This window comes from Mycobacteriales bacterium, assembly GCA_030697205.1.
In the GTDB taxonomy this organism is placed as follows: Bacteria; Actinomycetota; Actinomycetes; order Mycobacteriales; family SCTD01; genus JAUYQP01.
The window spans coordinates 71,361-96,091 of sequence record JAUYQP010000022.1 but is presented as its reverse complement, the minus strand read 5'-3'; the positions used below and the strand labels follow the sequence as shown (position 1 = coordinate 96,091).

Genomic DNA, 24,731 nt, shown 5'->3' with positions numbered 1-24,731 from the left:
CTAGCCGAGGACGTACGGCGGCCCTCCTACGGGGCCAGCATGTCGGCGGTGACGTTGGCCTCGGTGTCGGGGATCCCGAGGTCCTGGGCGCGCTTGTCGGCCATCGCGAGCAGCCGGCGGATGCGGCCGGCCACGGCGTCCTTGGTCATGGCGGGGTCGGCCAGCGCGCCGAGCTCCTCGAGGCTGGCGTTGGCGTGCTCCATCCGCAGCCGGCCGGCCTGCAGGAGGTGGTCGGGGGCGTCGTCGCCGAGGATCTCGAGGGCCCGCTCGACGCGCGCCCCGGCGGCGACGGCTGCCCGTGCAGAGCGGCGCAGGTTGGCGTCGTCGAAGTTGGCGAGCCGGTTGGCGGTCGCCCGGACCTCGCGCCGCATCCGGCGCTCCTCCCAGGCGAGCACGCTCTCGTGCGCGCCGAGCTGGGTCAGCAGCGCCCCGATCGCGTCGCCGTCGCGGACGACGACCCGGTCGATGCCGCGGACCTCACGCGCCTTGGCCTGCACGCCGAGCCGGCGGGCGGCACCGACCAGCGCGAGCGCGGCCTCCGGGCCGGGGCAGGAGATCTCGAGGCTCGAGCTGCGGCCGGGCTCGGTGAGGCTGCCGTGGGCGAGGAACGCCCCGCGCCAGGCCGCCGCGGCGTCGCAGGTCGCGCCAGCCACCACGGTCGGCGGCAGGCCCCGCACCGGCCGGCCGTGGGTGTCCACGAGACCGGTCTGGCGAGCCAGCCCGTCGCCGTCCTTGGAGATCCGCACGACGTAGCGGTTGCCCTTGCGCAGGCCGCCCGCGGCGACGACGTGCACGTCGGAGGCGTGGCCGTAGACCTCCGCGACCTCCTTGCGCAGCCGGCGCGCGGTCGAGCCGGCGTCGAGGTCGGCCTCGACGACGATCTTGCCCGCGACGAGGTGGAGCCCTCCTGCGAAGCGCAGCAGGGCCGCCATCTCGGCCTTGCGGCAGCAGGGCTTGGTCACGACCAGCCTCGAGAGCTCGTCCTTGACCGCCGCCGTCATCGCCACGTGCACGCTCCTGTCACTGGTTGTCCGGGAAGCCGTTGTCCGAGAAGCCGTCGTTCGAGAAGCCGTCGTTCGAGAAGATGCTGTCGAGGGCTGCCGCGAGCAGTCGCGCGTCGTGGCGGGGGGTCCCGTCACCGACCGCGACCGGCGCCAGGACGAGCCGGCCACCCACCGCCTCCGTCGCGGACATGAGACCACGGGTGTCCACCACCGCCGCCTCGTCGGCCAGCACGACGTCGAGGACGAGCTCCGGCGCGTGCGCCGCGAGCACCTCGAGGTGGGCCTCCGGGGAGAAGCCGGAGGTCTCCCCCGCCTGCGCTGCGAGGTTGAGCACGACCAGGCGCCGGGCGGTGGTGCGGACGAGCGCCTCGCGCAGGTCCGGCACGAGCAGGTGCGGCAGGACGGAGGTGAACCACGAGCCGGGACCGAGCAGCACCCAGTCGGCCTCCTCGACGGCCTTGACGGCCTCCGCGCAGGCGGGCGGGTCCTCGGGGCGGAGGTGGACGGCGGCCACCGAGCCCTCGGTGACGGCGACGGCGTGCTGGCCGACGACCTCCCTCGACCCACCGGCGAGCCCGACCACCTCGGCCACCACGACGAGCGGCACGGGGCTCATCGGCAGCACCCGGCCGGTGGCGCCGACGAGGCGACCGACGAGCTCGAGCGCCTCGACCGGGTCGCCGGTCGTCTCCGCGAGCGCGGTGAGCAGCAGGTTGCCGGCGGCGTGCCCGGCGAGCGGGCCGCCGCCGCCGAAGCGGTGCTGCAGCAGCCGCGCCCACGCCTGGCCCCAGTCGTCGTCGCCGGCGAGCGCGCACAGCGCCATCCGCAGGTCGCCGGGCGGCAGCGCACCGAGCTCGTCGCGCAGCCGGCCGCTGGACCCGCCGTCGTCGGCGACGGTCACGACCGCGGTGACGTGGGGCGTCACGAGGCGCAGGGCGGACAGCGCGGCGTGCAGACCGTGGCCGCCACCGAGCGCGACGACCCGAGGGGCGCTCACTCGCGCCCCAGGTCGCGGTGGACGACCTGCGTCGAGATGCCGTCGACGGCGAGCCGCGACGCGAGCTGCTCGGCGACGGCCACCGAGCGGTGCTTGCCTCCGGTGCAGCCGACCGCGAGCAGGACGTAGCGCTTGCCCTCGCGGGCGTAGCCGGGGGCGAGTAGCCGCACCAGCTCCTCGTAGCGGTCGAGGAACTCCGCCGCGCCCTCCCGGGAGAGCACGTAGTCGCGGACGTCCTCGTCCTGGCCGGTGTGAGGCCGCAGCTCGGGGACCCAGTGCGGGTTGGGCAGGAAGCGGCAGTCGACGACGAGGTCGGCGTCGACGGGCAGGCCGTACTTGAACCCGAAGGACAGCACCGTCAGCTGCACCCCGTCGGTGGCCGACTCGGCACCGAAGGCCGCAGACACCTTGCCGCGCAGCTCGTGGACGTTGAGGCTGCTGGTGTCGAGCACCAGGTGGGCGTCACCGCGCAGGTCGCGCAGCAGCGCCCGCTCGGCCGCGATGCCGTCGACGAGCCGACCGTCTCCCTGCAGCGGATGGGGCCGGCGGACCCCCTCGAAGCGCCGGACGAGCGCCTCGTCGGAGGCCTCGAGGAAGAGCACCCGTGGTCTGACCCCGCGCCGCTCGAGCTCGTCGAGCGCGGAGCGGAGGTCGGAGGTGAAGGCCCGCGAGCGCACGTCGGCGACGACGGCGATCCGGTCGACGGCGCCCGCGGAGCGCGACCCGAGGTCGACCATGGTCGCGAGCAAGGACGGCGGCAGGTTGTCGACGACGAACCACCCGAGGTCCTCGAGCGCCTTCGCCGTGGTGGACCGACCCGCGCCGGACAGCCCGGTGACCACGACGACCTCGAGCCCCGCGGGGGCCGTCATCCGACGACCTCCCCGGTGACCGGGTCGAAGGCCGGAGCAGCGGGGGTGCCGCCCGACAGGGCGCTCACCACCGACTCCGCCGTACGCCGTCCCACGCCCTGCACCTCCATGAGCTCCTCCACCGAGGCGGCCTTGAGCCGCTTGAGGGAGCCGAAGTGTCGCAGTAGGGCCTTCTTGCGGGTCTCACCGAGGCCCGCGACGTCGTCGAGGGCCGACACGACCATGCTCTTGGAGCGCTTCTGGCGGTGGTAGGCGATGGCGAAGCGGTGGGCCTCGTCGCGGATCCGCTGGAGGAGGTAGAGCCCCTCCGACGTGCGCGGCAGGATCACCGGGTCCTCGTGGCCGGGCAGCCACACCTCCTCGAGCCGCTTGGCCAGCCCGCACAGCGCCACGTCGTCGACCCCGAGGGCGTCGAGGGCGCGCTGGGCGGCCGCGACCTGCGGCGGGCCGCCGTCGACGACGACGAGCTGCGGCGGGTAGGCGAAGCGCCGTGGCCGGCCGGTCTCGGGGTCGAGCGGCCCGGCAGGGTCGAGCGGACCGGCAGCGTGTGGCCCGTCCCCGCCGGTCTCGAGCCGCTCCGCCACGTGGCGGGCGAACCTGCGGGTGAGGACCTCGTTCATCGAGGCCACGTCGTCCTGGCCGTCGACGCTCTTGACGGCGAAGCGGCGGTACTCCGACTTGCGGGCCAGGCCGTCCTCGAAGACGACCATCGAGGCGACGACGGAGGTGCCTTGCAGGTTGGAGACGTCGAAGCACTCGATCCGCAGCGGCGCCTGGTCGAGACCGAGCGCCTCCTGAATCTCGGCGAGCGCCTTCGACCGGGCGGTGAGGTCACTGGCGCGCTTGGTCTTGTGAAGGGCGAAGGCCTGCGCGGCGTTGCGCTCAACGGTCTCCATCAGCGCCTTCTTGTCACCGCGCTGCGGCACCCGCAGGGCCACGCGGGTCCCGCGCAGCTGCGCCAGCCAGGTCGTGATCGCCTCGGCGTCGGGCGGCAGCGCTGGCACGAGGACCTCGCGGGGCACGTCGTCGACCCCGACCTCGACGCCAGCGCCGGGCAGCATCCGGCGGTCCTGCTCCTCCTCCGCGAGCGGGTCGTCGCCGTAGGACTGGGCGAGGAACTGCCCGACGAGCTCGCCGGTCGTGAGGTCCTCCACCTTGTCGACGACGAAACCGCGCTGGCCGCGCACCCGCCCGCCGCGCACGAAGAAGACCTGCACCGCGGCCTCGAGGGCGTCCTCGGCGATGCCGACCACGTCGGCGTCGGTGCCGTCGCCGAGCACCACTGCCTGCTTCTCGAGCGCCCGCCGCAGCGCCCCGACGTCATCGCGCAGGCGGGCGGCGCGCTCGTACTCCTGGGCCTGCGCTGCCGCGGCCATCTCCTTCTCGAGCCGCTTGAGGTAGGGCCCGGTCTGGCCGGCCATGAAGTCGCAGAAGTCGTCGACGATCGCGCGGTGCTCCACCTGCGAGACCCGCCCGACGCAGGGCGCGGAGCACTTGCCGATGTAGCCGAGCAGACACGGCCGGCCGACCTGGCCGGCGCGGGTGAAGACGCCAGAGGAGCAGGTGCGGGCCGGGAAGACGCGCAGCAGCAGGTCGAGCGTCTCGCGGATCGCCCACGCGTGCGCGTAGGGCCCGAAGTAGCGCACGCCCGTCTTCTTGGGCCCGCGCATGACCTGCAGCCGCGGGTAGTCCTCGTGCAGCGTCACGGCCAGCGACGGGTAGCTCTTGTCGTCGCGGTAGCGCACGTTGAACCGCGGGTCGTACTCCTTGATCCAGCTGTACTCCAGCTGCAGCGCCTCGACTTCGGTGCCGACGACGGTCCACTCGACCGACGCCGCCGTGGTGACCATCTGCCGGGTGCGCGGGTGCAGGTTGCCCAGGTCCTGGAAGTACGACGACAGCCGGCTGCGCAGGCTCTTGGCCTTGCCGACGTAGACGACCCGGCCGGTCGCGTCGCGAAAGCGGTAGACCCCTGGCTCGACCGGGATCGACCCCGCCGCCGGGCGGTAGGTCGACGGGTCTGCCACGTGCCCCAGACTACGTCCGAGGTACGACGCAGGCGCCCGGCCTAGCGGGCGTAGACCGTGACGGGGACGCCGATCGTGAGCAGCGGGTAGAGCCGGTCCATCTGGCTGTTGGTGACGCGCACGCACCCGTGGCTCGCGGGGTAGGTCGGCACCGACGGCGAGCCGTGGACCGCCCAGCCCCCGGTGAAGTAGGCCGGCCGGTAGAGCTCGCCGAGCCGGCTGACCCGGATGCCGTCGATCTTGCGCTGCACGCTGAAGCGACCGATGGGGGTGTAGGCCTTGTAGGTGACCCCGTCGGAGACGTAGTTCTCGTCGTTGCCGGTCGAGACGTCGGCGAGGCGGACCAGGCGGCCCTTCTCGTACATCCGCAGGACCTGCTGCGACAGGTCGATCTCGACGGTGCGGGCGGCCGTGGGCGCGACCCTCGGGGCCCGCTGGCTGTGGCCCGCGAGTCGGGTGCGGGTGACGGACTGGAAGACCCCGGTGCGGGCCAGGCCCTGCGACTTCTGGAAGGCGATGACGCCGTGGCGGGTGTCGTTGTCGAAGATGCCGTCGATGCGCCCGACGTCGGCCCTGCCCTGCGACCACAGCGCCTGCTCGACCGCGAGCACGTCCGCGCCGCGCATCCCGATCCGCAGGTCACGCGGGTCGACCCGGACCGTCAGCGGAGCCGTGGCCGCGGCGTTGTAGGCGCTGGTCCCGACCAGGACCGCGCGGTAGGTCGTGGTGGCGGTCAGGGTGACGCCGGCGGAGTAGCGGCCGTCGGACGCCGTCGCGGCCGTGAGGACCGTGACGAAGGACCCAGAGCCGGTCTTGCGCTGCAGCGCCACCCGGGCACCCTGGTAGGCGGGCGAGATCGTGCCGAGCAGCGTCGTGCCCTGCCCCTTCAGCACCGCGCCGGGCGAGAAGCGGGCGTTGATCCTCGGCTGGACCCGGACGACGGCTTTCGGGCTGGCCGCTGCCGTGTCGAAGGCGTCGCCGGCGAAGCGCAGCTGGTACTCCGTGGCCACCCGCTGGGTGAGCGGGTAGGCCACGAGCCCGTCCGGGCGGGTGCGCAGCGTCACGACCTTGCGGACGGTCGTGGTGCCGCCGGTGCGGGCGAGCAGGTCGACGAGGACTCCACTGACGGCCTTCCCGCCCGTGGTCTGGAACAGCCGGCCGGTGACGGTGACCCGGCTCCCGGCGTAGACCGTGGTGCCCGTCTGCGGTGCGATCCGCAGCGTCGTGGGCGCCGGCGGGCCGGGGGTGAGGGTCGTCGTGGCGGGCGAGGCGCTGGTGGTGCCGTCGGTGTCGACCGCCCACACCGAGTAGGAGACGGGGGTGCCGTCGGTGAGGCCGGTGTCGGTGACGAGGGCCGCGCCGGTCAGCGCGCGCCCCTCGGTGGTCGTCGCGGGAGGCGTCGTCCCGGCCAGGGCCCGCACGACGACACCGGCGCTGCCGGGCCCAGTCAGGCGCAGCTCGACCGTGCCGCGGCCCGCGCGGCCGGTCACCGACGGGGTGGCGGGGGGCGGCACGACGGTGAGGACCGGGCCGGGAGCGGTGCCCTCGGGCGTCGTGACGGAGACCGAGGCGGTGACCGCACCGGTCGGCACGATCGCGGTGAGGCTGGTCGCGTCGACGACGGTGAAGGCCATCGGCGCGCTGCCCAGCGACACGGCGGTCGCGCCGGCGAGGTCGGTGCCGGTCAGGGTCACGGTGGCGCCCGGGCGGGCGCTCGTGGGTGCGAGCCCGGAGAGCGTCGGGGAGGCGGCACGCGCGGGGACGGCTCCGGCGGTGAGGAGCGCGCCGGCGACGGCGCCGACGAGCGCCGCGCGGGTCAGCGTCGAGAGGGGCACGAGCCAGCCTTCCAATGGGGGCGAGAGCCGCAATCTAGGCGCTCGACGGGCCTCCCGGCAGGCAGGAGCCGGGCCCCGCGCGTCGAAGACCCGTCCCCATGCGCTCCCCCCGACCCGTCCTGCTCGCCGCGGGCCTCGCGCTCGGCGTCGTCGCCGCGGCCCTCGCCGTGCCCGCCGGCGCGGCCCCGACCCAGCCCGCGACCGCTTTCACGACCGTCGTGCCGGGCCCAGCCCCCGCGCCGAAGGTCGACGGGTCGCTGGATGCCGTCTACACCGTGCCGACCCGCCACGGCCCGATCGCGCTCAACGTCGTGCACCCCACGTCGGGCGGCAAGGTGCTGCGCGCTCACGGCATCCTCACCATCACCCCCTACAGCCAGCTCGGGCGCAACGGTGACGCCTCGACCTGGGTGCCCCGCGGCTACGCCCGCATGACGGCCGACACGATCGGCACCGGCGACTCCGGCGGTTGCTACGACTACGGCGGCAAGCGCGAGAAGGAGACCGGCTTCGACATCGTCCAGTGGATCGCGAAGCAGCCCTGGTCGGCCGGGCGGCTCGGGATGCGCGGCGGCTCCTACGACGGCACCACCGCCACCGCGACCGCCGTGATGCGCCCGCCGGCGCTCGCCACGATCGTCCCTGAGGCGGCCATCAGCCGCTGGTACGACTACGCCTACAGCGGCGGCATCCGCTACACCCTCAACAACGAGGCGCGCGGCCCGCAGGGCCCGGGGTCGGTCACCGACGAGGGCCTCGACACGCCACTCGCGTTCGACTTCGGGTTCTCCACCCTGCCGCCCACCGACGTCACGAGCCCCGGCTACGCCGAGCGGCTCGCCGCCACCACGGTCGTGTGCGACGAGGTCGAGCACACCATGAAGGGCTACGACACCACCCCGGACTACGACGCCTTCTGGGTCGAGCGCGACTACGCCGCCCTCGCCTCCAAGATCACGATCCCGGTCATGGTCGTCCACAACTGGGGTGACTGGAACGTCAAGCAGGACACCGCCCTCCGGCTGTTCAACAGCCTCACAGGGTCGAAGGAGCGGCGGCTGTTCTTCGGCACCCGCTGGGACGGCCACGGCACACCGGGCGGCACCTACAAGGCGACCCTCGTCGCCTGGATGGACCGCTGGGTCGGCGGGGTGCGCAACGGCATCGAGAAGGAGCTGCCGACCGTGACCACCCAGACCTCGACGAACGAGGGCGCGGCTGGCTTCCTCACCGCGACGAGCCTGAAGACGACCCCGCTGCGGCTCGGCTCGACCGGCGACTTCCAGTTCGTCCGCGGGGCCGGCACCGGCACGGGCACCGCCGGCATCACCGTCACCGGCAGCGGCACGGAGTCCGTGGCGCTCGCCGACCTCAGCCCCGGCGGCCACGAGACCTACGCGGTGCTGACCTCCGACGTCCTCGCGCAGGACCTGCGGATCCTCGGCTCGCCGAGCGTCAAGGTCTCCGTCGACAGCGGCCGCACCTGGCTGACGCTCGCGGTCTCCCTCGTCGACGTCAGTACCGAGGGCGCCGCCGACGTGGCCGTCACCCGCGGCTGGCTCGACACCCGCTACGAGAAGGGCCTCGACAAGCAGCGGCTCTCTGCCCCGGGCGCCCGCGCCCACGGCGTGACGCTCAAGCCGACCGACTACACCTTCACGCGCGGCCACCGCATCGCGCTCGTCGTGTCCGGCGAGCAGGCCGAGTGGGTCATCCCCAAGGTCTACGACGGGACCCCCTGCGCGACCTGCACCGGCTTCACGCTGAAGGTCGGCGCGGGCACCACGCTCACCCTCCCCGTCACCGGCTCCACCCGCGCCCTCCCCTAAGCCCCTCGGTCTTAACGGGAGGGAGAGGGGGTACGCCGGGACGCCTTGGCTGCGGGCTTGGCCGATGACGCCGCGGCGACCTTCTTGGCGGCCCGTTTCGCGGGCGTGGCCGTCGTGGCCGTCGTGGCCGGGGCCGCGCGACCCGCGAACAGCTCGCCGAGGAAGCGCCCGGTGTGGGAGGCCTTGACGCCCGCGATGTGCTCGGGGGTGCCCTCCGCGACGACGGTGCCGCCACCCGAGCCACCCTCCGGGCCCATGTCGACGACCCAGTCGGCGGTCTTGATGACGTCGAGGTTGTGCTCGATGACGATCACGGAGTTGCCCGCGTCGACGAGCCTGTTGAGGACACCGAGCAGCTTGCGGATGTCCTCGAAGTGCAGGCCGGTCGTCGGCTCGTCGAGGACGTAGACGGTCCGGCCGGTCTGGCGCTTCTGCAGCTCAGAGGCGAGCTTGACGCGCTGCGCCTCACCGCCGGACAGGGTCGGTGCGGGCTGGCCGAGCCGGACGTAGCCGAGGCCGACATCGACCAGCGTCTTGAGGTGGCGCGAGATCGCGGGGACCGCCTCGAAGAACGACGCGGCCTCCTCGATCGGCATGTCGAGGACCTCGGAGATGGTCTTGCCCTTGAAGTGGACCTCGAGCGTCTCGCGGTTGTAGCGGGCGCCGGCGCAGATCTCGCACGGGACGTAGACGTCCGGCAGGAAGTTCATCTCGATCTTGATGGTGCCGTCGCCGGCGCACGCCTCGCAGCGGCCGCCCTTGACGTTGAAGGAGAAGCGGCCGGGGAGGTAGCCCCGGACCTTCGCCTCGGTCGTCTCGGCGAACAGCTTGCGCATGTGGTCGAAGACGCCGGTGTAGGTCGCCGGGTTGGAGCGCGGGGTGCGCCCGATCGGCGACTGGTCGACGCGCACCACCTTGTCGAGGTGCTCGAGGCCCTCGACCCGCTTGTGGCGGCCGGGCACCTCGCGCGAGCCGTTGAGCTGCTTGACCAGTACGGTCGCGAGGATGTCGTTGACGAGCGTCGACTTGCCCGACCCGCTGACGCCGGTGACGGCGACGAGGTTGCCGAGCGGGAAGGAGACGCTCACGTCGCGCAGGTTGTGCTCGCGGGCGCCGACGACGCGCAGCTCGCGGGACGGGTCCTGCGGTCGACGGACGGCCGGGACCTCGATGGAGCGGCGACCGGAGAGGTACATCCCGGTGATGGAGTGCTCGCTGGTCAGCAGGTCCTCGACGGTGCCCGACACGACGACCTGGCCGCCGTGCTCGCCCGCGCCGGGCCCGATGTCGACGACCCAGTCGGCGGTCCGGACGGTGTCCTCGTCGTGCTCGACGACGATGAGGGTGTTGCCGAGGTCGCGCAGCCGCACGAGGGTCTCGATGAGCCGACGGTTGTCGCGCTGGTGCAGCCCGATCGACGGCTCGTCGAGGACGTAGAGGACGCCGACGAGACCGGAGCCGATCTGCGTCGCGAGCCGGATCCGCTGCGCCTCTCCACCGGCCAGCGTGGCCGCGGCCCGGTCGAGCGAGAGGTAGTCGAGGCCGACGTCGAGCAGGAAGCCCAGCCGCGCGTTGACCTCCTTGAGGACCCGCTCGGCGATGATCTTCTGCCGGTCGTCGAGCTCGAGCGAGCGCAGGAACTGCGCGCAGTCGCCGATCGACATCGCGGCGACGGCCGCGATCGACAGGCCGCCGAGGGTCACGGCGAGCACCTCGGGCTTGAGCCGCGCGCCCTGGCACACCGGGCACGGCACCTCGCGCATGTAGCCCTCGTAGCGCTCCCGGCTGGTCTCGCTCTCGGCCTCGGAGTGGCGGCGCTCGAGGAACGGGATCACACCTTCGTACGCCGTGTAGTAGCTCCGCTCCCTGCCGTAGCGGTTCTTGTAGCGGACGTGCACCTCGGTGTCGTGGCCGTGCAAAACGGCCTGCTGCTGCTTCTTGGTCAGCGACGACCAGGGCTGCTTCAGCGTGAAGCCGACCGCGTCGCCGAGCGCCTGAAGCAGCCGGCCGAAGTACTCGATGTTGTGGCCGCTGGACCACGGCTGCAGCGCACCTTCGGCGAGGGACTTGTCGGGGTCGGGGACGACCAGCTCCGGGTCGACCTCCTGGCGGGTGCCGAGGCCGTGGCAGTCCGGGCAGGCACCGAAGGGGCTGTTGAAGGAGAACGACCGCGGCTCCATCTCCTCGAACGACAGGTCGTCGTCGAGGCACGCGAGGTGCTCGGAGAAGGTGCGCTCGCGGTGCAGGTCGTCCTCGGGCAGGTCGACGAAGTCCAGCGTCACGAGCCCGCCGCCGAGCTGCAGCGCGGTCTCGACCGAGTCGGTCAGCCGGCGCTTGCTCGACTCCTTGACGGTGAGGCGGTCGACGACCACCTCGATGGTGTGCTTCTCCTGCTTCTTGAGCTTGGGGACCTCGGTGAGGGCGTGCACGACCCCGTCGACGCGGGCGCGGCTGAACCCCTTCGTCTGGAGGTCGGCGAACAGGTCGACGTACTCCCCCTTGCGCTCGCGGATGACCGGCGCGAGCACCTGGAAGCGGCTGCCCTCCTCGAGCTCGAGGACCCGGTCGACGATCTGCGAGGGCTGCTGGCGGCTGATGACCTTGCCGCAGACCGGGCAGTGCGGCGTGCCGGCCCGGGCGTAGAGCAGGCGGAGGTAGTCGTAGACCTCGGTGATCGTGCCGACGGTGGAGCGCGGATTGCGGTTTGTCGACTTCTGGTCGATCGACACCGCCGGCGACAGGCCCTCGATGAAGTCGACGTCGGGCTTGTCCATCTGCCCGAGGAACTGCCGGGCGTAGGCCGACAGCGACTCGACGTAGCGTCGCTGCCCCTCGGCGAAGATCGTGTCGAAGGCGAGGCTGGACTTCCCGGAGCCGGACAGGCCGGTGAAGACGATGAGGGCGTCGCGGGGCAGGTCGAGCGAGACGTCCTTGAGGTTGTGCTCGCGCGCACCGCGCACGACGAGGCGGTCAGCCACAGCGTCCTTCGGGGGTCTGGTGAGAGGTCGCGCCGGTCGGGGCGGGGAAGGCCCAGCGCGCGTCTCCCAGGCTAACGTCGGCCTCCGACAGTCTGCTTCCCCGGAGGACACGTGACGGCGTACACAGGTGAGGTCGAGGTCGGCGGTCCCGTCGACGTCCGCGAGCTGGGCGGGCTGACGATCACCAAGGTCGCCACCAACCCCTTCAACAACAACTGCTACCTGCTGCGCGCGCCCGGCGGCGAGACGCTGCTCGTCGACGCCTCCGGCGACGCCGACCGGCTGCTCGAGGCGCTCGGCGACGGCCGCCTCGTCGGGATCGTCGAGACGCACGGGCACTGGGACCACCAGCAGGCGCTCGTCGAGGTGGTCGAGACCACCGGCGCACCGGTCCTCGCCACCGCGGCCGACGCCGCCGACCTGCCCGTGCCCGTCGACCGGGTCCTCGCCGACGGCGACGCCGTCGAGGTCGGCGACGCCCGCCTCACCGCGATCACGCTGGTCGGCCACACCCCCGGCTCCGTGGCGCTCTACTACGCCGAGGACGGCGGCCACCTGTTCAGCGGTGACTCGCTGTTCCCCGGTGGCGTCGGCAACACCGAGAAGGACCCGCTGCGGTTCGCGTCACTGCTCGGCGACGTCGAGACCAAGCTCTTCGGCGCGCTGCCCGACACGACCTGGGTCTACGCCGGCCACGGCTCGGACACGACCCTCGGCGCCGAGCGCCCGTCGCTGCCCGAGTGGCGCGCCCGCGGCTGGTGACGCGGCCCTGCCCCGTCGGGTCTCGGTGAGAGCTCCGCACCCGGACCCGGACACCTGACCGAGTCCCGGCGCTCGACAGGCACTGCTGCGCGCTGCTTGGTAGCGTTGCCCTCAGAGGGGAGTACTCCCAACGCGCGTCACCGGTCAGTACGGCTGCCCAGCGGCAGCTCCGGGACGCGGCCCGGCTCGCGGGTGGAGGAGACCTCGGACCCCGTCCGAGGAGACCCGTGATCCTGTCCCAAGAGCTCACCACCATCGCGACGCCCGGTCTGTGGGCCCTCACCCTCGGCGCCGTCGTCCTCCTGCTCGTCGTCGACTTCCTCGTCACCCGCAAGCCGCACGAGGTGTCGATGCGGGAGGCCACCGCCTGGTCGGTCTTCTACGTCGCGCTGCCGCTCGCCTTCGGTGCCTGGCTGTGGTCCCGCTTCGGGTCCCAGACCGGCGTCGAGTACCTCACCGGCTACCTCGTCGAGAAGTCGCTCAGCGTCGACAACCTGTTCGTCTTCATGCTGCTGCTCACCGCGTTCGCCGTACCGCCGGCGCTGCAGCAGCGGGTGCTGCTCTACGGCATCGTCGGGGCGCTCGTCCTGCGCGGCGTCTTCATCGCCCTCGGCGCGGCAGCGCTCAAGGAGCTGTCGTTCGCGTTCCTCCTCTTCGGCGCGGTGCTGCTGGCCACCGCCTGGAAGGTCCTGCGCGACCAGCGCAGCGGGCACGGCCACGCGGTGGACATCGACACCCTGCGGTCGGTCGTGCTGCTCCGCAAGTTCATGCCGGTCACGTCCGACTACCGGGGGCCTCGGCTCTTCGTGCGCGAGGCCGGCGTGCGCACGGCCACGCCGTTCGCCCTGGTGGTCCTCGCCGTGCTCGCCACCGACGTGGTGTTCGCCGTGGACTCCGTTCCGGCGGTCTACGGCATCACCGGCGACCCGTTCCTGGTGTTCGCGACGAACGCGTTCGCCCTGCTCGGCCTGCGCGCCCTCTACTTCGTGCTGCAGGGGGTCCTGTCCAAGATGGTGCACCTCGGCTACGGACTCGCGGCGATCCTCGGCTTCATCGGAGTGAAGCTCGTCCTGCACTGGGCGCACGGCATCTGGGCCTGGGTGCCGGAGATCCCGACGCTGCTCTCACTCGGCGTCATCATCGGCGTCCTCGCCCTCGTGACGGCAACGAGCCTGCGCGCGAACGCGAAGCCGGACCGGGTGGCCACCGAGGACGCAGAAGGGCGGAAGGCTCGGGCCTGACCAGGTAGCCGTGCGCGGTCGGACAACCGACCTGAGAGGCTGGCGGGGTGCTCCTCCGGATCCTGGTCATCGGGCTCGCCGTCTTCTACGTCGCACACCGGTGGGTGCCACGCGTGCGGATCACCTGGCCGCTGGTGATCACCTTCTGCGGCCTGCTGCTCGGCGTCCGGCTGCTCGGCGCGCTCTAGCGACGTCAGGCGTCGACGCGGAGGACGAGCAGCGCGACGTCGTCCGCCTGCTCCTCGACGACCAGCGCCGCGCAGTCAGCGCCCGAGCCCCTCGACCCACTGCCCCAGGACGGTCGCGTCGACCTCGAACCCGGCCCCGACGGTGCCCACGAGCACCTGCAGCCGACGCATCAGGCGGCAGTCGGCGAGCCGCTGCGGGTCCAGCGCACGGGGGTACGCCGCGGCCACCCCGTCCCCGAGCGTCAGCGACGCCAGGTCCCACTCGACCGGCCCCAGACCGACGTCCTCCCAGTCGTTCCAGAGCAGCGCACCCGACGTCGTCCGCACGAGGTTGCCGGTGTGGGAGTCGCCGTGCACCGGCACCAGCCCGTCGGGATGGCCGTCGAGCCACGGGGCCAGCCGGGCACGGGTGGCGTGGGCGACCGCGAGGTCGTCGGGCACCAGCAGGGCCTCGCACGCCGGGAGCCCGAACGCGATGTCGGTGCGCGGTCCCGGGAGGACCGGGAGCTCTCCCGGGTACGACGCCAGCGCGTCGTGCAGGTCGGCCAGCGCGGCGGCGTAGCGGGGCCCCTCCACCGGTTGCGGGTCGACGTCGACGCGCTGCCACAGGCTCACCACTCCCCCGTCGTGCTCGTGCGGCCCAGGGTCGGCGAGGTCGGTCGGCGGCACCACCGGGGCGCCGACGGCGTGCAGCCAGGTCGTGACGGCCAGCTCGCGCTCGAGCCACGGCCTGATCGGTGGCCGGGTGGTCGCCGCGACCGTCGGGACCCGGACCACGACCGGGCTCGGTGCGACGTGCACGCGCACGCTGTAGCCCTCGGCGAGGACGACCGGGTCGTCGACGCGCAGGCCCTGGGCCCGCGCCACAGCGACCGCTGTGGCGACGGCCCACGTCGTACGCGCGTCTGTCACCCGCCGATCATGGCCGGTCAGCCCCGGACGCTGGCGTCCCGACGGTCGTTGGCCTGCCGGTTGAGCTTGCGGTCCGGGCAGCCGACGATCATCGGGCTGTGGACCAGCAGCGGCCGGTCAAGGGACACGGCACGGTCCGCCGAGCGACCCAGCGACCACACCGACAGGATCAGCCCGTCGTAGGTCTGGGTCTCGCGCTCGTGGAAGTACTTGCAGTTGCCGAGCAGGGCTTCCACGACGACGGTGCGGGTCGCTCCGGCGGGGACCTTGACGTCGGCGACGTCGCGCACGGTGAGCAGCGCGAGCGGCCCCTCCGCGAAGGTGGCGCCGATGACGGTGAGCGGCGCGCGCCCGGTGTTGGTCACCGGCAGCGCGATCCGCAGGACCTGGCCATGGCGGTAGTCGATGACGTGGGTGCCGCGGGGGCCGTACTCCGCCACCGTCGTCACGGCCACGCCGGAGAAGGCGGGCGCGGCGACGGCCACCGAGGGCACCGAGACCGCCGCTGCCGCACCGCCGACGAGAGCGACACCGAGGCCGGCAGCGACGACCGTGCGCCTCATACGGCCGCTCCGGCCCCGACCCGGGTGTTGCGGCGGCGGGCCGCGAGCACCGCGCCGACCAGGCCGGCGCCGGCGAGGCCGAGCAGCCAGGAGCCGCCGGTGGCCGGCAGGCCGGGTGCGGTGTCACGAGCGGCAAGCGACGCGGAGCTCGCCGAGATCCCGGGGAGGTCGGCGGACGCCGGCGGGCGGGCCGGCTGGCCGGGCGCGGCCTCGCGGTCGGTCGGTGGGGTCGGGTTGTCGAACCAGTCGCAGCCCACCGGGTCCTTGTTGTCCTCGCGGTTGTACTGCGAGCACGGCAGCAGACCAACCGACTTCGTAGCGTTGCCGACCGGCAGCAGCGAGGGTGACGCACAGAGGGGCAGGCCCAGCGGAGAGGTGGCGTTGTGGGTGATCTCACCGCGCACCGAGGTGTTGGTCTCCCAGCAGTTGCCGACGCCCTGGTCGTCCCACCAGAAGTCGGTGCCGTTGGGCTGCTTCACACCGGACGGGTGGAAGCCCATCCGGTTCCTCGTGAAGTGGTTTCCGTTGGAGGTGTCGTACTGAGCGGTCGGCGCCATCTCACCGCGGATCGCGGCCGGGACCCAGAACAGCATCGCGCCGGTGCGCCAGTTGTCGTAGATGAGGTTGTCGGTCACCAAGTTGCGGTTGCCGCCGGCGATCATCACCCCGGTGCCCACCGGCACCGGGAAGGCCGGGCAGACCGTGCCCTTGCCGTAGCCGCGCTCCCCAGGCTTCTTGTCGCAGATCCCGCTGTGCACGAAGCGCTCGTAGTAGTTGCTGTTGTTGCTGAAGATCTTGTTCTTGGTGAGGTAGGCGTGGTCCTGCGGCATCCCGGGGTGCCCGCCGACGAAGGAGTCGGTGACGTAGCCGGCGCCGTTGCTGAAGACCTCGTTGTCGTGGAACCACACGCTGTTGCCGGCGGTTCCGGAGAAGCCGAGGGCGTTGTAATAGGTCTTGCAGCGACGGATCTCCACCGCGTAGCGGGTCAGCGGGGCGGTCACCGTCGACAGCGCGTTGACGTCGGCCGCCGAGCCCGGGTAGACGCCGGAGTCGCCGTTGAAGGACGTGTCGCAGTCCTGGATCAGGCCGTGGTCGCTGGTGAAGGTGAGGATGCCGTAGAGGTCGTTGTTGCGGGCGTTCACGCGGTCGAGGACGTAGCCGTCGGTCTCGTGGACGTAGAGCGCGTTCTCCCGGAACAGCTCGGCGGTGAGGTTGCGCAGGTAGAAGCCGTCCGCGCGGTCGGCCTTGATGCCGTTGTGCTTGACCCAGTCGCCGTCGTTGGTGAAGCCGCCCCGGAAGACGACGTCGGTCATCTTCTCCCCGGTGCCCTCGACCTGGAGCCGGCACAGCGCGTTGTCGCAGACGGTGTCGGCATCCTTGGGGTCGTCACCCGCGATCGTCACGAGGTTGATGACCTCACCGCAGCTGACGATGAGGTCGTACTCGACGACGCCGCCGTCGTAGGCCTTGGTGCAGGCCGGGGCGTGCGACGGCTCCTCGCGGTAGAGGCCCGGCAGGACGTAGATGTTGGTCTTCTGCTTCTTCACCGCGTCGACGGCTGCCTGCAGGTGCTGGAAGCGGCACTGCTTCAGCAGTTTCTGGTTGAAGGCCCTGAGACGGGCGTCCTTCATCTCCGCGACGGCCTTCGCGCTCGACGGTTTGCAGACCACGAGCCGGTCGGCTGCCTGCTCGAAGGTGCGGTAGGTGGGCGTCACCCCCTTGCCGGAGGGGAACTGCGACTCGCGCTCCTCGTGGGCGAGGGCGGGCCCGGCGCCGAGCACGAGCCCGGCGAGCAGGACGGTGAGGACGGTCGAGAACCTTCGCACGGGGGCCTCCAGCAACACGGACGGAACGCGTGACGTCCCTTTCGACACGGATCGTCCCGTGTCCTGCCCGCTCGCGAGAGGAGGTGTCCCGGTGAGTGGCGGGTCAGCCCTCGCGGGAGGCCCGCTCGGGCACCTGGGCGAGCGCCTCGCCGGTGTGCTCCTCGCGGGTGTGGATGAGCGACGGGTCGCGCTTGACGGCCCGCAGCGACAGCACGACGGTCACGGTCAGCACTCCCACGATCACGCCCAGCGAGGTGAAGGTGCCGATGTCGGGCGCCCAGCTGCCCCAGCTGTAGTCGTGGGCGGCATGCAGGACCAGCTTGACGCCGATGAAGCCGAGGATGACCGAGAGCCCCTTGGAGAGGTAGACGAGGCGGTCGAGCAGCCCGTCGAGCAGGAAGTAGAGCTGGCGCAGGCCCATCAGCGCGAAAGCGTTGGCGGTGAAGACGATGTAGGGCTCCTCGGTGAGACCGAAGATCGCCGGGATCGAGTCGAGGGCGAACAGGATGTCGGTCGACCCGATCGCGATCATGACCAGCAGCATCGGGGTGACGACGCGCTTGCCGGCGACCTTGGTGACGACCTTCGACCCGTCGTACTCACGAGTGGTCGGCAGGATCCGCTCCATGAGCACGACGAGCTTGTTCTCGCTGTCGTGCTCCTCCTCGCCGGTCGTGGCGAGCTTGTAGGCGGTGTAGACGAGGAACGCGCCGAAGACGAAGAAGACCCACTCGAAGCGCTCGATGGCCGCCGCGCCCACGGCGATGAAGGCCCCGCGCAGGACCAGCGCGAGCACGATGCCGAACAGCAGCACCTTGTGCTGGTGCTCGGCGGGGACGGCGAAGCTCGCCATGATGATGACGAAGACGAACAGGTTGTCCACGCTCAGGCTGTACTCGGTGATGTAGCCCGCGAAGAACTGCCCGCCGAACTCACCACCGCCCACGACGGCCAGCCCGATGCCGAAGGCGATCGCGAGGCCGACGTAGAACGACACCCAGGCAGTGGCCTCCCGGGTCGTGACCTTGTGCGGGCCCTTCTTGGCGGCGATGACGAGGTCGAACGCCAGCAGCAGGACCAGGCCGCCGATCGTGGCGATCCAGGCGGTGGTGGACACGTCGAGCACGAGTTCTCCTTCTCCGGTGAAGCACAGCGGTTCACCGGAGGTCTCTCCCACCCTGCGAGCGCAGATGCGGGGCCTCCCGCGCCGGGGCCCTGACTGACCGGGCCCGTGCTGACGACGCGGGTGCGACGGGGATACTCCCCTCCGTGACCTCGACGATACCTGTCCCGACCGACTGGCGAGCTGTGGCGTCAACCACCAAGGGCTTCCTGCCCGAGGAAGAGGCCCTTGCCCTGCGCGCCGCCGCCCTCGCGGCGATCCCCGGGCTGTGGCTCGAGATCGGCACCTACTGCGGCAAGTCGACGGTCCACCTCGGCTCGGCGGCCCGCGAGGCCGGCGCGCACCTCGTCACCGTCGACCACCACCGCGGCTCCGAGGAGAACCAGCCCGGCTGGGAGTGGCACGACGCCTCGCTCGTCGACCCGCACACCGGGCGGCTCGAGACCCTGCCGTCGCTGCGCCACGCCCTGTGGGACGCCGGCCTCGACGACGTGGTCTCCGTCGTCGTCGGCTCCACCCAGCAGGTCGGCCGCTGGTGGGCGTCCCCGCTGGCCTTCCTCTTCCTCGACGGCAACCACACCGAGGAGGTCGCGCAGCACGACTACGCCGCCTTCGCACCGCATCTCGCGGTCGGCGGCACGCTCGCCGTGCACGACGTCTTCCCCGACCCTGCCGACGGCGGTCAGCCGCCGTGGCACGTCGTGCAGCGCGCCCTGACCGAGGGCTACGAGCAGGTCTCGGAGACCGGCTCGCTGCGGGTGCTGCGCCGGACCCGCTAGCCCCGCTAGTCGCAGCCGCAGGTGCCGGCCGGGCTGCGGACCTGGAAGCAGACGTCGCACCGGTTGGAGCGCATCTTCGCGGCCTGCTCGGCCGACTCGCGGGCAGCGGTGGCCGCGCGGGTCGCCGCGGCCTTGGCGGACCGCGCCGCGGCCTTGCCTGCCACAACGGCCTGCTCCGCGCGCCGCTCGCGGTCCGCGGCGATGGTCTCCTCGAACTCGGCCTCCACGATGCGGCGACGCACCGTGTCGGGCACGAAGCCCATGGTCTGCACACACAGCGCGACGGCGAGCGACAGCTCGCTCTCCATCGCCACCATCTCGACCACGTCACCGTGCACGAGGTCGGGGTCGGCGGCGCAGCGCTCCTCGACGATCGCGATCGCGGCAGCAACGGCGACCGGGTCGGCCGGGGGCAGCTCGTCGAGGTTCACAGCGCGCACTCAGCCTCTGCCTCGAGGCAGGCATCCGCAGGCAGCAGGACCCCCGTCGGGAGCGTCTCGCCGGAGAACAGCGCGAGCGTCGTCCCGCCGACGAGGGCGTCGGCCGCGAGCACCATCGCCGCGGCCGTCCACGAGCTCTGCTCGGCAGGCCAGCGGACGTCCTCGTCGTAGACCAGGCCGGTCCAGTAGGCACCGTCGTCGGCGCGCAGGTGCTGCACGTCGGTGAAGACCTGCAGCGCGCGCTCGCGGTCACCGCAGGCGAGCAGCGACATCGCGAGCTCGGCGGTCTCCGCGCCGGTCACCCAGGGCCGGTCCGAGACGCAGCGGCAGCCGATGCCCGGGACGACGAAGTCGCCCCACTCCTTGGCGAAGCGCTCGTCGGCGGCCGCGCCGCGCACCGAGCCGGCGAGGATCGGGTAGTACCAGTCCATCGAGAAGCGCGACTTGTCGAGGAACGCCTCCGGGTGGTGGGCCACGGCGTGCTGCAGCCGACCGGCCGCGAGCTCCCACTCGGGCTGGGGGTCGTCCATCATCTCGGCCAGCGCCAGCCCGCAGCGCAGGGACTGGTACGACGAGGCAGAGCCGGTCAGCAGGGCGTCGCGGACGACGGTGCCGTCACCCTCGCGCGCCCACCACAGCTCGCCACCGGGCGCCTGCATGTCGATGACGTAGTCGAGGGCCTTGCGCACCACCGGCCACATCTCGCGCGGGAAGGTCCGGTCGCCCGTGACGAGCCACCACTGCCACATGCCGACCGCGACGTAGGCGACCTGGTTGGTGTCGACCTTGGCGTCGAGGGTCGCCTCCTGGTCCATCGAGGTCGGCCAGGAGCCGTCGGGTCCTTGAGTGCGACGCAGGAAGTCGTAGGCGCGGCGCGCCTCGTCGAGGCGACCGCCGAGGACGAACGCCATCGCGCACTCGACGTGGTCCCACGCGTCGGTGTGGCCGTCGGGCCACGGCACCGAGCCGCTGGGCTGCTGCACGGAGACCAGCCAGTCGACGGTCTGCGCCAGCTGCTCCTTGGTCAGGACCTCGGGAAGGTCACGCAGCCACATCGAGGGCCTCCGGCTTGCTCAAGTAGACGACCAGGGACTTGCCGACGAGCGGCTGCAGGACTCGCTCAGCCAGGCGCGTCGCGAGCGGCGCCTTGACCATGTCCCACACCAGCAGCGAGTGGTAGGCCTTCACCAGCGGGTTGGCGTCGTTGCTGACCCCGACCGCGCACTTGAGCCACCAGTAGGGCGCGTGCAGGCCGTGGGCGTGGTGGTGGCCCGTCTTGCGCAGCCCCGTCCGCTCGAGGCGCTGCTGCAGGACCGAGCCCTTGTAGATGCGGACGTGACCGCCCTCGACCTCGTGGTAGGCGTCGGACAGCGCCCAGCAGACCTTCTCCGGCAGCCAGCGCGGCACCGTCACCGCGATGATGCCGCCCGGCTTGAGCACGCGTGACAGCTCGCTCATCGCGAGCTCGTCCTCGGGCAGGTGCTCGAGGACCTCGGCGGCCACGATGCGGTCGAAGGTGGCGTCGGGGAAGGGCAGGGAGTACGCCGTGCCGCGGACAGCGGCGGCGAGGCTGCCCGCCGGGATGTCACCGCTGTCGGACAGCGCGCCGAACATCCCGCGCACGTCCTTGAGCTCCGCGGCGTCGTAGTCGAACGCGACGACGTCGGCGCCGCGCTTGGCGAGGGCGAAGGCGTGCCGCCCTCCCCCGCAGCCCATGTCCAGGACGCGGTCACCCGGTCCTACCGGGAACTGCTCGAAGTCGACGGTCAGCACGAGGGGTCCTCCGTTGTCTCCTGCAGATGGCGGCGGTACCAGGCGACGGTCTGCTCCGCCACGGCCTGCCAGGTGTAGATGGCCTCGACGCGGGCGCGTCCGGCGGCCCCGATGCGGGCCGCGAGCGCGTCGTCATCGAGCAGCCGGCCGATCGCGGCGGCGAGGGCTTCCGGGTCGCCCGGCGGGACGTGCAGCGCGGACTCGCCGTCGGGACCGACGACCTCGGGCAGCGCGCCCGCGGTCGTTGCGACGAGCGGCGTCGCGCAGGCGAGCAGCTCGATCGCGGGGAGGCTGAAGCCCTCGTAGAGGCTCGGGACGACACCGACCTGGGCGCTACCGAAGACCTCGACGAGCTCGCGCTCGCTGATGCCGGTGACGAAGCGGACGCTGTCCTCGAGGCCGAGCCGCTCGATGGCCTTGGCGGCGTGGCCGCCCTCCTTGGCCTTGCCCACGATGACGAGCTCGACGTCGCGCTCGGTGCGCAGCTTGGCGACCGCCTCGAGCAGCGGGACGATGCCCTTGAGCGGCACGTCGGCGCTGGCGGTGGCGACGATGCGCCCCGGCACGCGCGGCAGCGTCGGCGGGACGAAGACGTCGGCCTCGACCCCCACGGGGACGACCGTCATCTTCGCGGCGTCGACGCCGAAGTCGGTGACGATGTCGTCGAAGCTGTTCTGGCTGACCGTCAGCACGGCAGGCAGCCGGCGTACGACCCTGCCCTGCATCGCGAGGAAGCCGTACCACCGGCGCATCGACGGCTTCTTGCGCCAGTGGGCGGCGGCGAGGTCAAGCTTCTTGTCGACCGTGATCGGGTGGTGGACGTTGGCGATGACGTCGAGCCCGTCGCGCTGCATGAGCAGCAGGCCGTAGCCGAGCGTCTGGTTGTCGTGGACGATGTCGGGGCGGTCCTCGAGCGGGCGCCGACGGAGCTCCTCCCAGGCGCGCAGCGAGAAGCTGAGCGGCTCCGGGAATCCCGCCGTGCACATGTGGAGGAACTCCAGCACGTCGTAGCGGGTGCGGAACTCCTTCGGCCACGGCAGCCGGAAGGGGTCGGGGTCGCGGTAGAGGTCGAGGCTCGGCAGCGCGGTCAGGCGCAGGCCCGGCACCTCGTCGAGCTCGGGGTAGGGCGGGCCGCTGATGACCTCGACCTCGTGGCCGAGCGCGCACAGCTCGCGGGAGAGATGGCGCACGTAGACGCCCTGGCCGCCGCAGTGCGGCTTGCTGCGGTACGACAGCAGCGCGATGCGCAGCGGGCGTCCCCCGTCGGCGGCTGTGAGCGGCCGCCCGGCGAGTGGGTCTGTCAAAGTCGTGCTCCCTCGTGGCCTGCGTCAGGCCGGAACCCCTGATGCTACCGGCGGTAACACCACGACCTCGCGGGCGCGTCCCGCCAGGTGGGCCGGTCGGGCTACCGGACCCCGGCCGCGTCCATGCCACGCAGCTCCTTCTTCAGCTCGTTGACCTCGTCGCGCAGCCGGGCGGCGAGCTCGAAGGACAGCTCGCGGGCGGCGTCGTGCATCTGGTCCTGGAGCTGCTGGATGAGCTGTGCGAGCTCGGCGCGCGGCATGCCCGCCAAGTCCTTCGCATGGGTCCCCGCCGCCCCCTTGCTGCTCATCCCGGGGACGGGTGCCTTGCCGCGGGACTGGCTGCGGCCGCTGCCACCGACCAGGGCTGCCCCTGACTCCGCGTCCTCGCGCACGATGTCGTCGAGGATGTCCGCGATCCGCTTGCGGAGCGGCTGCGGGTCGAGGCCGCGCTCGGTGTTGTAGGCGACCTGCTTGGCCCGCCGTCGGGTGGTCTCGTCGATCGCCTTGGCCATGCTGGGGGTGATCGTGTCGGCGTACATGTGGACCTGGCCGCTGACGTTGCGCGCCGCGCGGCCGATCGTCTGGATGAGGCTCGTGCCCGACCGCAGGAAGCCTTCCTTGTCGGCGTCGAGGATCGCCACGAGCGACACCTCGGGGAGGTCCAGCCCCTCGCGGAGCAGGTTGATGCCGACGAGCACGTCGTACTCGCCCTTGCGCAGCTCCTTGAGCAGCTCGATGCGGCGGATCGTGTCGACCTCGGAGTGCAGGTAGCGGACCCGGATGCCGAGCTCGAGGAGGTAGTCGGTGAGGTCCTCCGACATCTTCTTGGTCAGGGTCGTGACGAGCACCCGCTCGTCGCGCTCGGCGCGTAGCCGGATCTCGTGGACGAGGTCGTCGATCTGGCCCTTGGTGGGCTTGACGACGATCTCGGGGTCGACCAGGCCGGTCGGGCGGATGACCTGCTCGACGACGTCGTTCTTGACGCGACTGAGCTCGTAGGGCCCCGGCGTCGCGGAGAGGTAGACGGCCTGGCCGACCCGCTCGAGGAACTCCTCCCACTGCAACGGCCGGTTGTCCATCGCGCTCGGCAGCCGGAAGCCGTGGTCGACGAGGGTCGCTTTGCGGGAGCGGTCGCCCTCGTACATCCCGCCGATCTGCGGGACGGTCACGTGCGACTCGTCGATGACGAGCAGGAAGTCGTCGGGGAAGTAGTCGAGCAGGGTGTGCGGCGCGGTGCCGGGCGAGCGACCGTCGATGTGGCGGCTGTAGTTCTCGATGCCGTTGCAGAAGCCGACCTGGCGCATCATCTCGAGGTCGTAGGTGGTGCGCATCCTCAGCCGCTGGGCCTCGAGCAGCTTGCCCTGCGCCTCCATCTCGGCCAGCCGGTCGGCCAGCTCGAGCTCGATGCCGGCGGTCGCGCGCTCCATCCGCTCGGGACCCGCGACGTAGTGGGTCGCCGGGAAGACGAAGACCTCCTCGTGCTCCGCGACGACCTCACCGGTCAGCGGGTGCAGCGTCATGACCCGCTCGATCTCGTCACCGAACATCTCGATGCGGACCGCGAGCTCCTCGTAGACCGGGAAGACCTCGACGGTGTCGCCGCGGACCCGGAAGGTCCCGCGGGTGAAGGCGAGGTCGTTGCGGGTGTACTGCACGTCGACGAACTGCCGGAGGAGCTTGTCGCGCTCGATGGTGTCGCCGACGGTGAGCTTCACCATCCGGTCGACGTACTCCTGCGGGGTGCCGAGGCCGTAGATGCAGCTCACGCTCGCCACGACGATGACGTCGCGGCGGGTCAGCAGGCTCATCGTGGCGGAGTGGCGCAGGCGCTCCACCTCCTCGTTGATGGAGGAGTCCTTCTCGATGTAGGTGTCGGTCTGCGGGACGTAGGCCTCGGGCTGGTAGTTGTCGTAGTAGCTGACGAAGTACTCGACCGCGTTGTGCGGCAGCAGCTCGCGGAACTCGTTGGCCAGCTGCGCGGCCAGGGTCTTGTTGGGCGCCATGACCAGCGTCGGGCGCTGCACCCGCTCGACCAGCCAGGCGGTCGTCGCGGACTTGCCGGTGCCGGTCGCGCCGAGCAGGACGACGTCGGGCTCGCCCTTGACCAGTCGTCGCTCGAGCTCGTCGATGGCGGCCGGCTGGTCACCGGCGGGCTGGAAGTCGCTGACCACCTCGAAGCGCCGGGTGCTGCGCTTCAGGTCGGTCGCGAGCCGCTCCACGGTCGGGGTGCTGCTGCGCTGAGAGGCCACGCAGCCACGGTACGTCGGACCTCCGACAG

General features: G+C 72.0%; 20 protein-coding genes. 5 read left to right on the top strand and 15 right to left on the bottom strand.

Annotation, left to right across the window (positions count from 1 at the left end; translation table 11 throughout):
• Window positions 1-26: 26 nt before the first annotated feature.
• The 5 genes from whiA to Q8R60_07365 are packed head-to-tail and all read right to left on the bottom strand — an operon-like array spanning window position 27 to window position 6,735.
• Window positions 27-1,007 (bottom strand): DNA-binding protein WhiA, encoded by a 981-nt coding sequence (gene whiA / locus Q8R60_07385; protein MDP3712289.1) that lies wholly within the window; start codon window positions 1,005-1,007, stop codon window positions 27-29.
• A 13-nt stretch (window positions 1,008-1,020) separates the two neighbouring features.
• On the bottom strand, window positions 1,021-2,001 hold the full coding sequence (gene yvcK, locus Q8R60_07380; protein MDP3712288.1) for a uridine diphosphate-N-acetylglucosamine-binding protein YvcK: 981 nt from the start codon (window positions 1,999-2,001) through the stop codon (window positions 1,021-1,023).
• The gene (gene rapZ / locus Q8R60_07375) at window positions 1,998-2,873 is read right to left on the bottom strand and encodes an RNase adapter RapZ (GenBank protein ID MDP3712287.1); all 876 of its coding nucleotides are present in this window, start codon (window positions 2,871-2,873) and stop codon (window positions 1,998-2,000) included. Before rapZ ends, yvcK begins: the two co-directional genes overlap by 4 nt.
• Window positions 2,870-4,900 (bottom strand): excinuclease ABC subunit UvrC, encoded by a 2,031-nt coding sequence (gene uvrC / locus Q8R60_07370; GenBank protein MDP3712286.1) that lies wholly within the window; start codon window positions 4,898-4,900, stop codon window positions 2,870-2,872. Before uvrC ends, rapZ begins: the two co-directional genes overlap by 4 nt.
• Window positions 4,901-4,941: 41 nt before the next feature.
• Window positions 4,942-6,735 (bottom strand): L,D-transpeptidase family protein, encoded by a 1,794-nt coding sequence (locus Q8R60_07365; GenBank protein ID MDP3712285.1) that lies wholly within the window; start codon window positions 6,733-6,735, stop codon window positions 4,942-4,944.
• 98 nt (window positions 6,736-6,833) lie between these two features.
• On the opposite strand from Q8R60_07365, the gene Q8R60_07360 reads away from it, so the two are divergent.
• Window positions 6,834-8,564 carry a CocE/NonD family hydrolase gene (locus Q8R60_07360; protein ID MDP3712284.1) on the top strand — a complete coding sequence of 577 codons (1,731 nt, stop codon included), beginning with the start codon at window positions 6,834-6,836 and terminating at the stop codon, window positions 8,562-8,564.
• An 11-nt stretch (window positions 8,565-8,575) separates the two neighbouring features.
• Here Q8R60_07360 and uvrA read toward each other — a convergent pair whose 3' ends face one another.
• Window positions 8,576-11,542 (bottom strand): excinuclease ABC subunit UvrA, encoded by a 2,967-nt coding sequence (gene uvrA / locus Q8R60_07355; GenBank protein MDP3712283.1) that lies wholly within the window; start codon window positions 11,540-11,542, stop codon window positions 8,576-8,578.
• A 111-nt stretch (window positions 11,543-11,653) separates the two neighbouring features.
• Between uvrA and Q8R60_07350 the strand changes: the two genes are divergently transcribed.
• The 3 genes from Q8R60_07350 (at window position 11,654) to Q8R60_07340 (ending at window position 13,733) form a co-directional block, all read left to right on the top strand.
• The gene (locus Q8R60_07350; GenBank protein MDP3712282.1) at window positions 11,654-12,304 is read left to right on the top strand and encodes an MBL fold metallo-hydrolase; all 651 of its coding nucleotides are present in this window, start codon (window positions 11,654-11,656) and stop codon (window positions 12,302-12,304) included.
• A gap of 227 nt (window positions 12,305-12,531) precedes the next feature.
• Window positions 12,532-13,545, top strand: a complete 1,014-nt coding sequence (locus tag Q8R60_07345) for a TerC/Alx family metal homeostasis membrane protein (GenBank protein ID MDP3712281.1) — start codon at window positions 12,532-12,534, stop codon at window positions 13,543-13,545.
• A gap of 47 nt (window positions 13,546-13,592) precedes the next feature.
• Window positions 13,593-13,733 (top strand): hypothetical protein, encoded by a 141-nt coding sequence (locus Q8R60_07340; GenBank protein ID MDP3712280.1) that lies wholly within the window; start codon window positions 13,593-13,595, stop codon window positions 13,731-13,733.
• Window positions 13,734-13,808: 75 nt separating this feature from the next.
• On the opposite strand, the gene Q8R60_07335 is transcribed toward Q8R60_07340, so the two are convergent.
• The 4 genes from Q8R60_07335 to Q8R60_07320 form a co-directional block, all read right to left on the bottom strand.
• On the bottom strand, window positions 13,809-14,645 hold the full coding sequence (locus Q8R60_07335; GenBank protein MDP3712279.1) for a phosphotransferase: 837 nt from the start codon (window positions 14,643-14,645) through the stop codon (window positions 13,809-13,811).
• Window positions 14,646-14,662: 17 nt separating this feature from the next.
• Window positions 14,663-15,208, bottom strand: a complete 546-nt coding sequence (locus Q8R60_07330; GenBank protein MDP3712278.1) for a hypothetical protein — start codon at window positions 15,206-15,208, stop codon at window positions 14,663-14,665.
• Window positions 15,205-17,034 (bottom strand): right-handed parallel beta-helix repeat-containing protein, encoded by a 1,830-nt coding sequence (locus Q8R60_07325; GenBank protein ID MDP3712277.1) that lies wholly within the window; start codon window positions 17,032-17,034, stop codon window positions 15,205-15,207. Before Q8R60_07325 ends, Q8R60_07330 begins: the two co-directional genes overlap by 4 nt.
• 103 nt (window positions 17,035-17,137) lie before the next feature.
• Entirely contained in the window at window positions 17,138-18,160 is a 1,023-nt protein-coding gene (locus tag Q8R60_07320; GenBank protein ID MDP3712276.1) for a TerC family protein, read from the bottom strand.
• Window positions 18,161-18,342: 182 nt separating this feature from the next.
• On the opposite strand from Q8R60_07320, the gene Q8R60_07315 reads away from it, so the two are divergent.
• Window positions 18,343-18,936, top strand: a complete 594-nt coding sequence (locus tag Q8R60_07315; GenBank protein ID MDP3712275.1) for a class I SAM-dependent methyltransferase — start codon at window positions 18,343-18,345, stop codon at window positions 18,934-18,936.
• Between the two features lie 5 nt (window positions 18,937-18,941).
• Here the strand turns inward: Q8R60_07315 and Q8R60_07310 are convergent, their stop codons facing one another.
• The 5 genes from Q8R60_07310 to uvrB form a co-directional block, all read right to left on the bottom strand.
• Window positions 18,942-19,376, bottom strand: coding sequence for a hypothetical protein (locus Q8R60_07310; protein MDP3712274.1), 435 nt, complete (start codon window positions 19,374-19,376; stop codon window positions 18,942-18,944).
• The gene (locus Q8R60_07305) at window positions 19,364-20,431 is read right to left on the bottom strand and encodes a prenyltransferase/squalene oxidase repeat-containing protein (protein MDP3712273.1); all 1,068 of its coding nucleotides are present in this window, start codon (window positions 20,429-20,431) and stop codon (window positions 19,364-19,366) included. Before Q8R60_07305 ends, Q8R60_07310 begins: the two co-directional genes overlap by 13 nt.
• A complete protein-coding gene (locus Q8R60_07300) occupies window positions 20,418-21,149 on the bottom strand; it encodes a class I SAM-dependent methyltransferase (protein MDP3712272.1) in 732 nt (243 codons plus the stop codon). The genes Q8R60_07305 and Q8R60_07300 overlap by 14 nt, the downstream gene beginning before the upstream one ends.
• Window positions 21,143-22,399, bottom strand: coding sequence for a glycosyltransferase family 4 protein (locus Q8R60_07295; GenBank protein MDP3712271.1), 1,257 nt, complete (start codon window positions 22,397-22,399; stop codon window positions 21,143-21,145). The genes Q8R60_07300 and Q8R60_07295 overlap by 7 nt, the downstream gene beginning before the upstream one ends.
• A gap of 155 nt (window positions 22,400-22,554) precedes the next feature.
• Complete coding sequence (uvrB, locus tag Q8R60_07290; protein MDP3712270.1) at window positions 22,555-24,702, bottom strand: excinuclease ABC subunit UvrB; 2,148 nt, start codon at window positions 24,700-24,702, stop codon at window positions 22,555-22,557.
• Window positions 24,703-24,731: the final 29 nt, after the last annotated feature.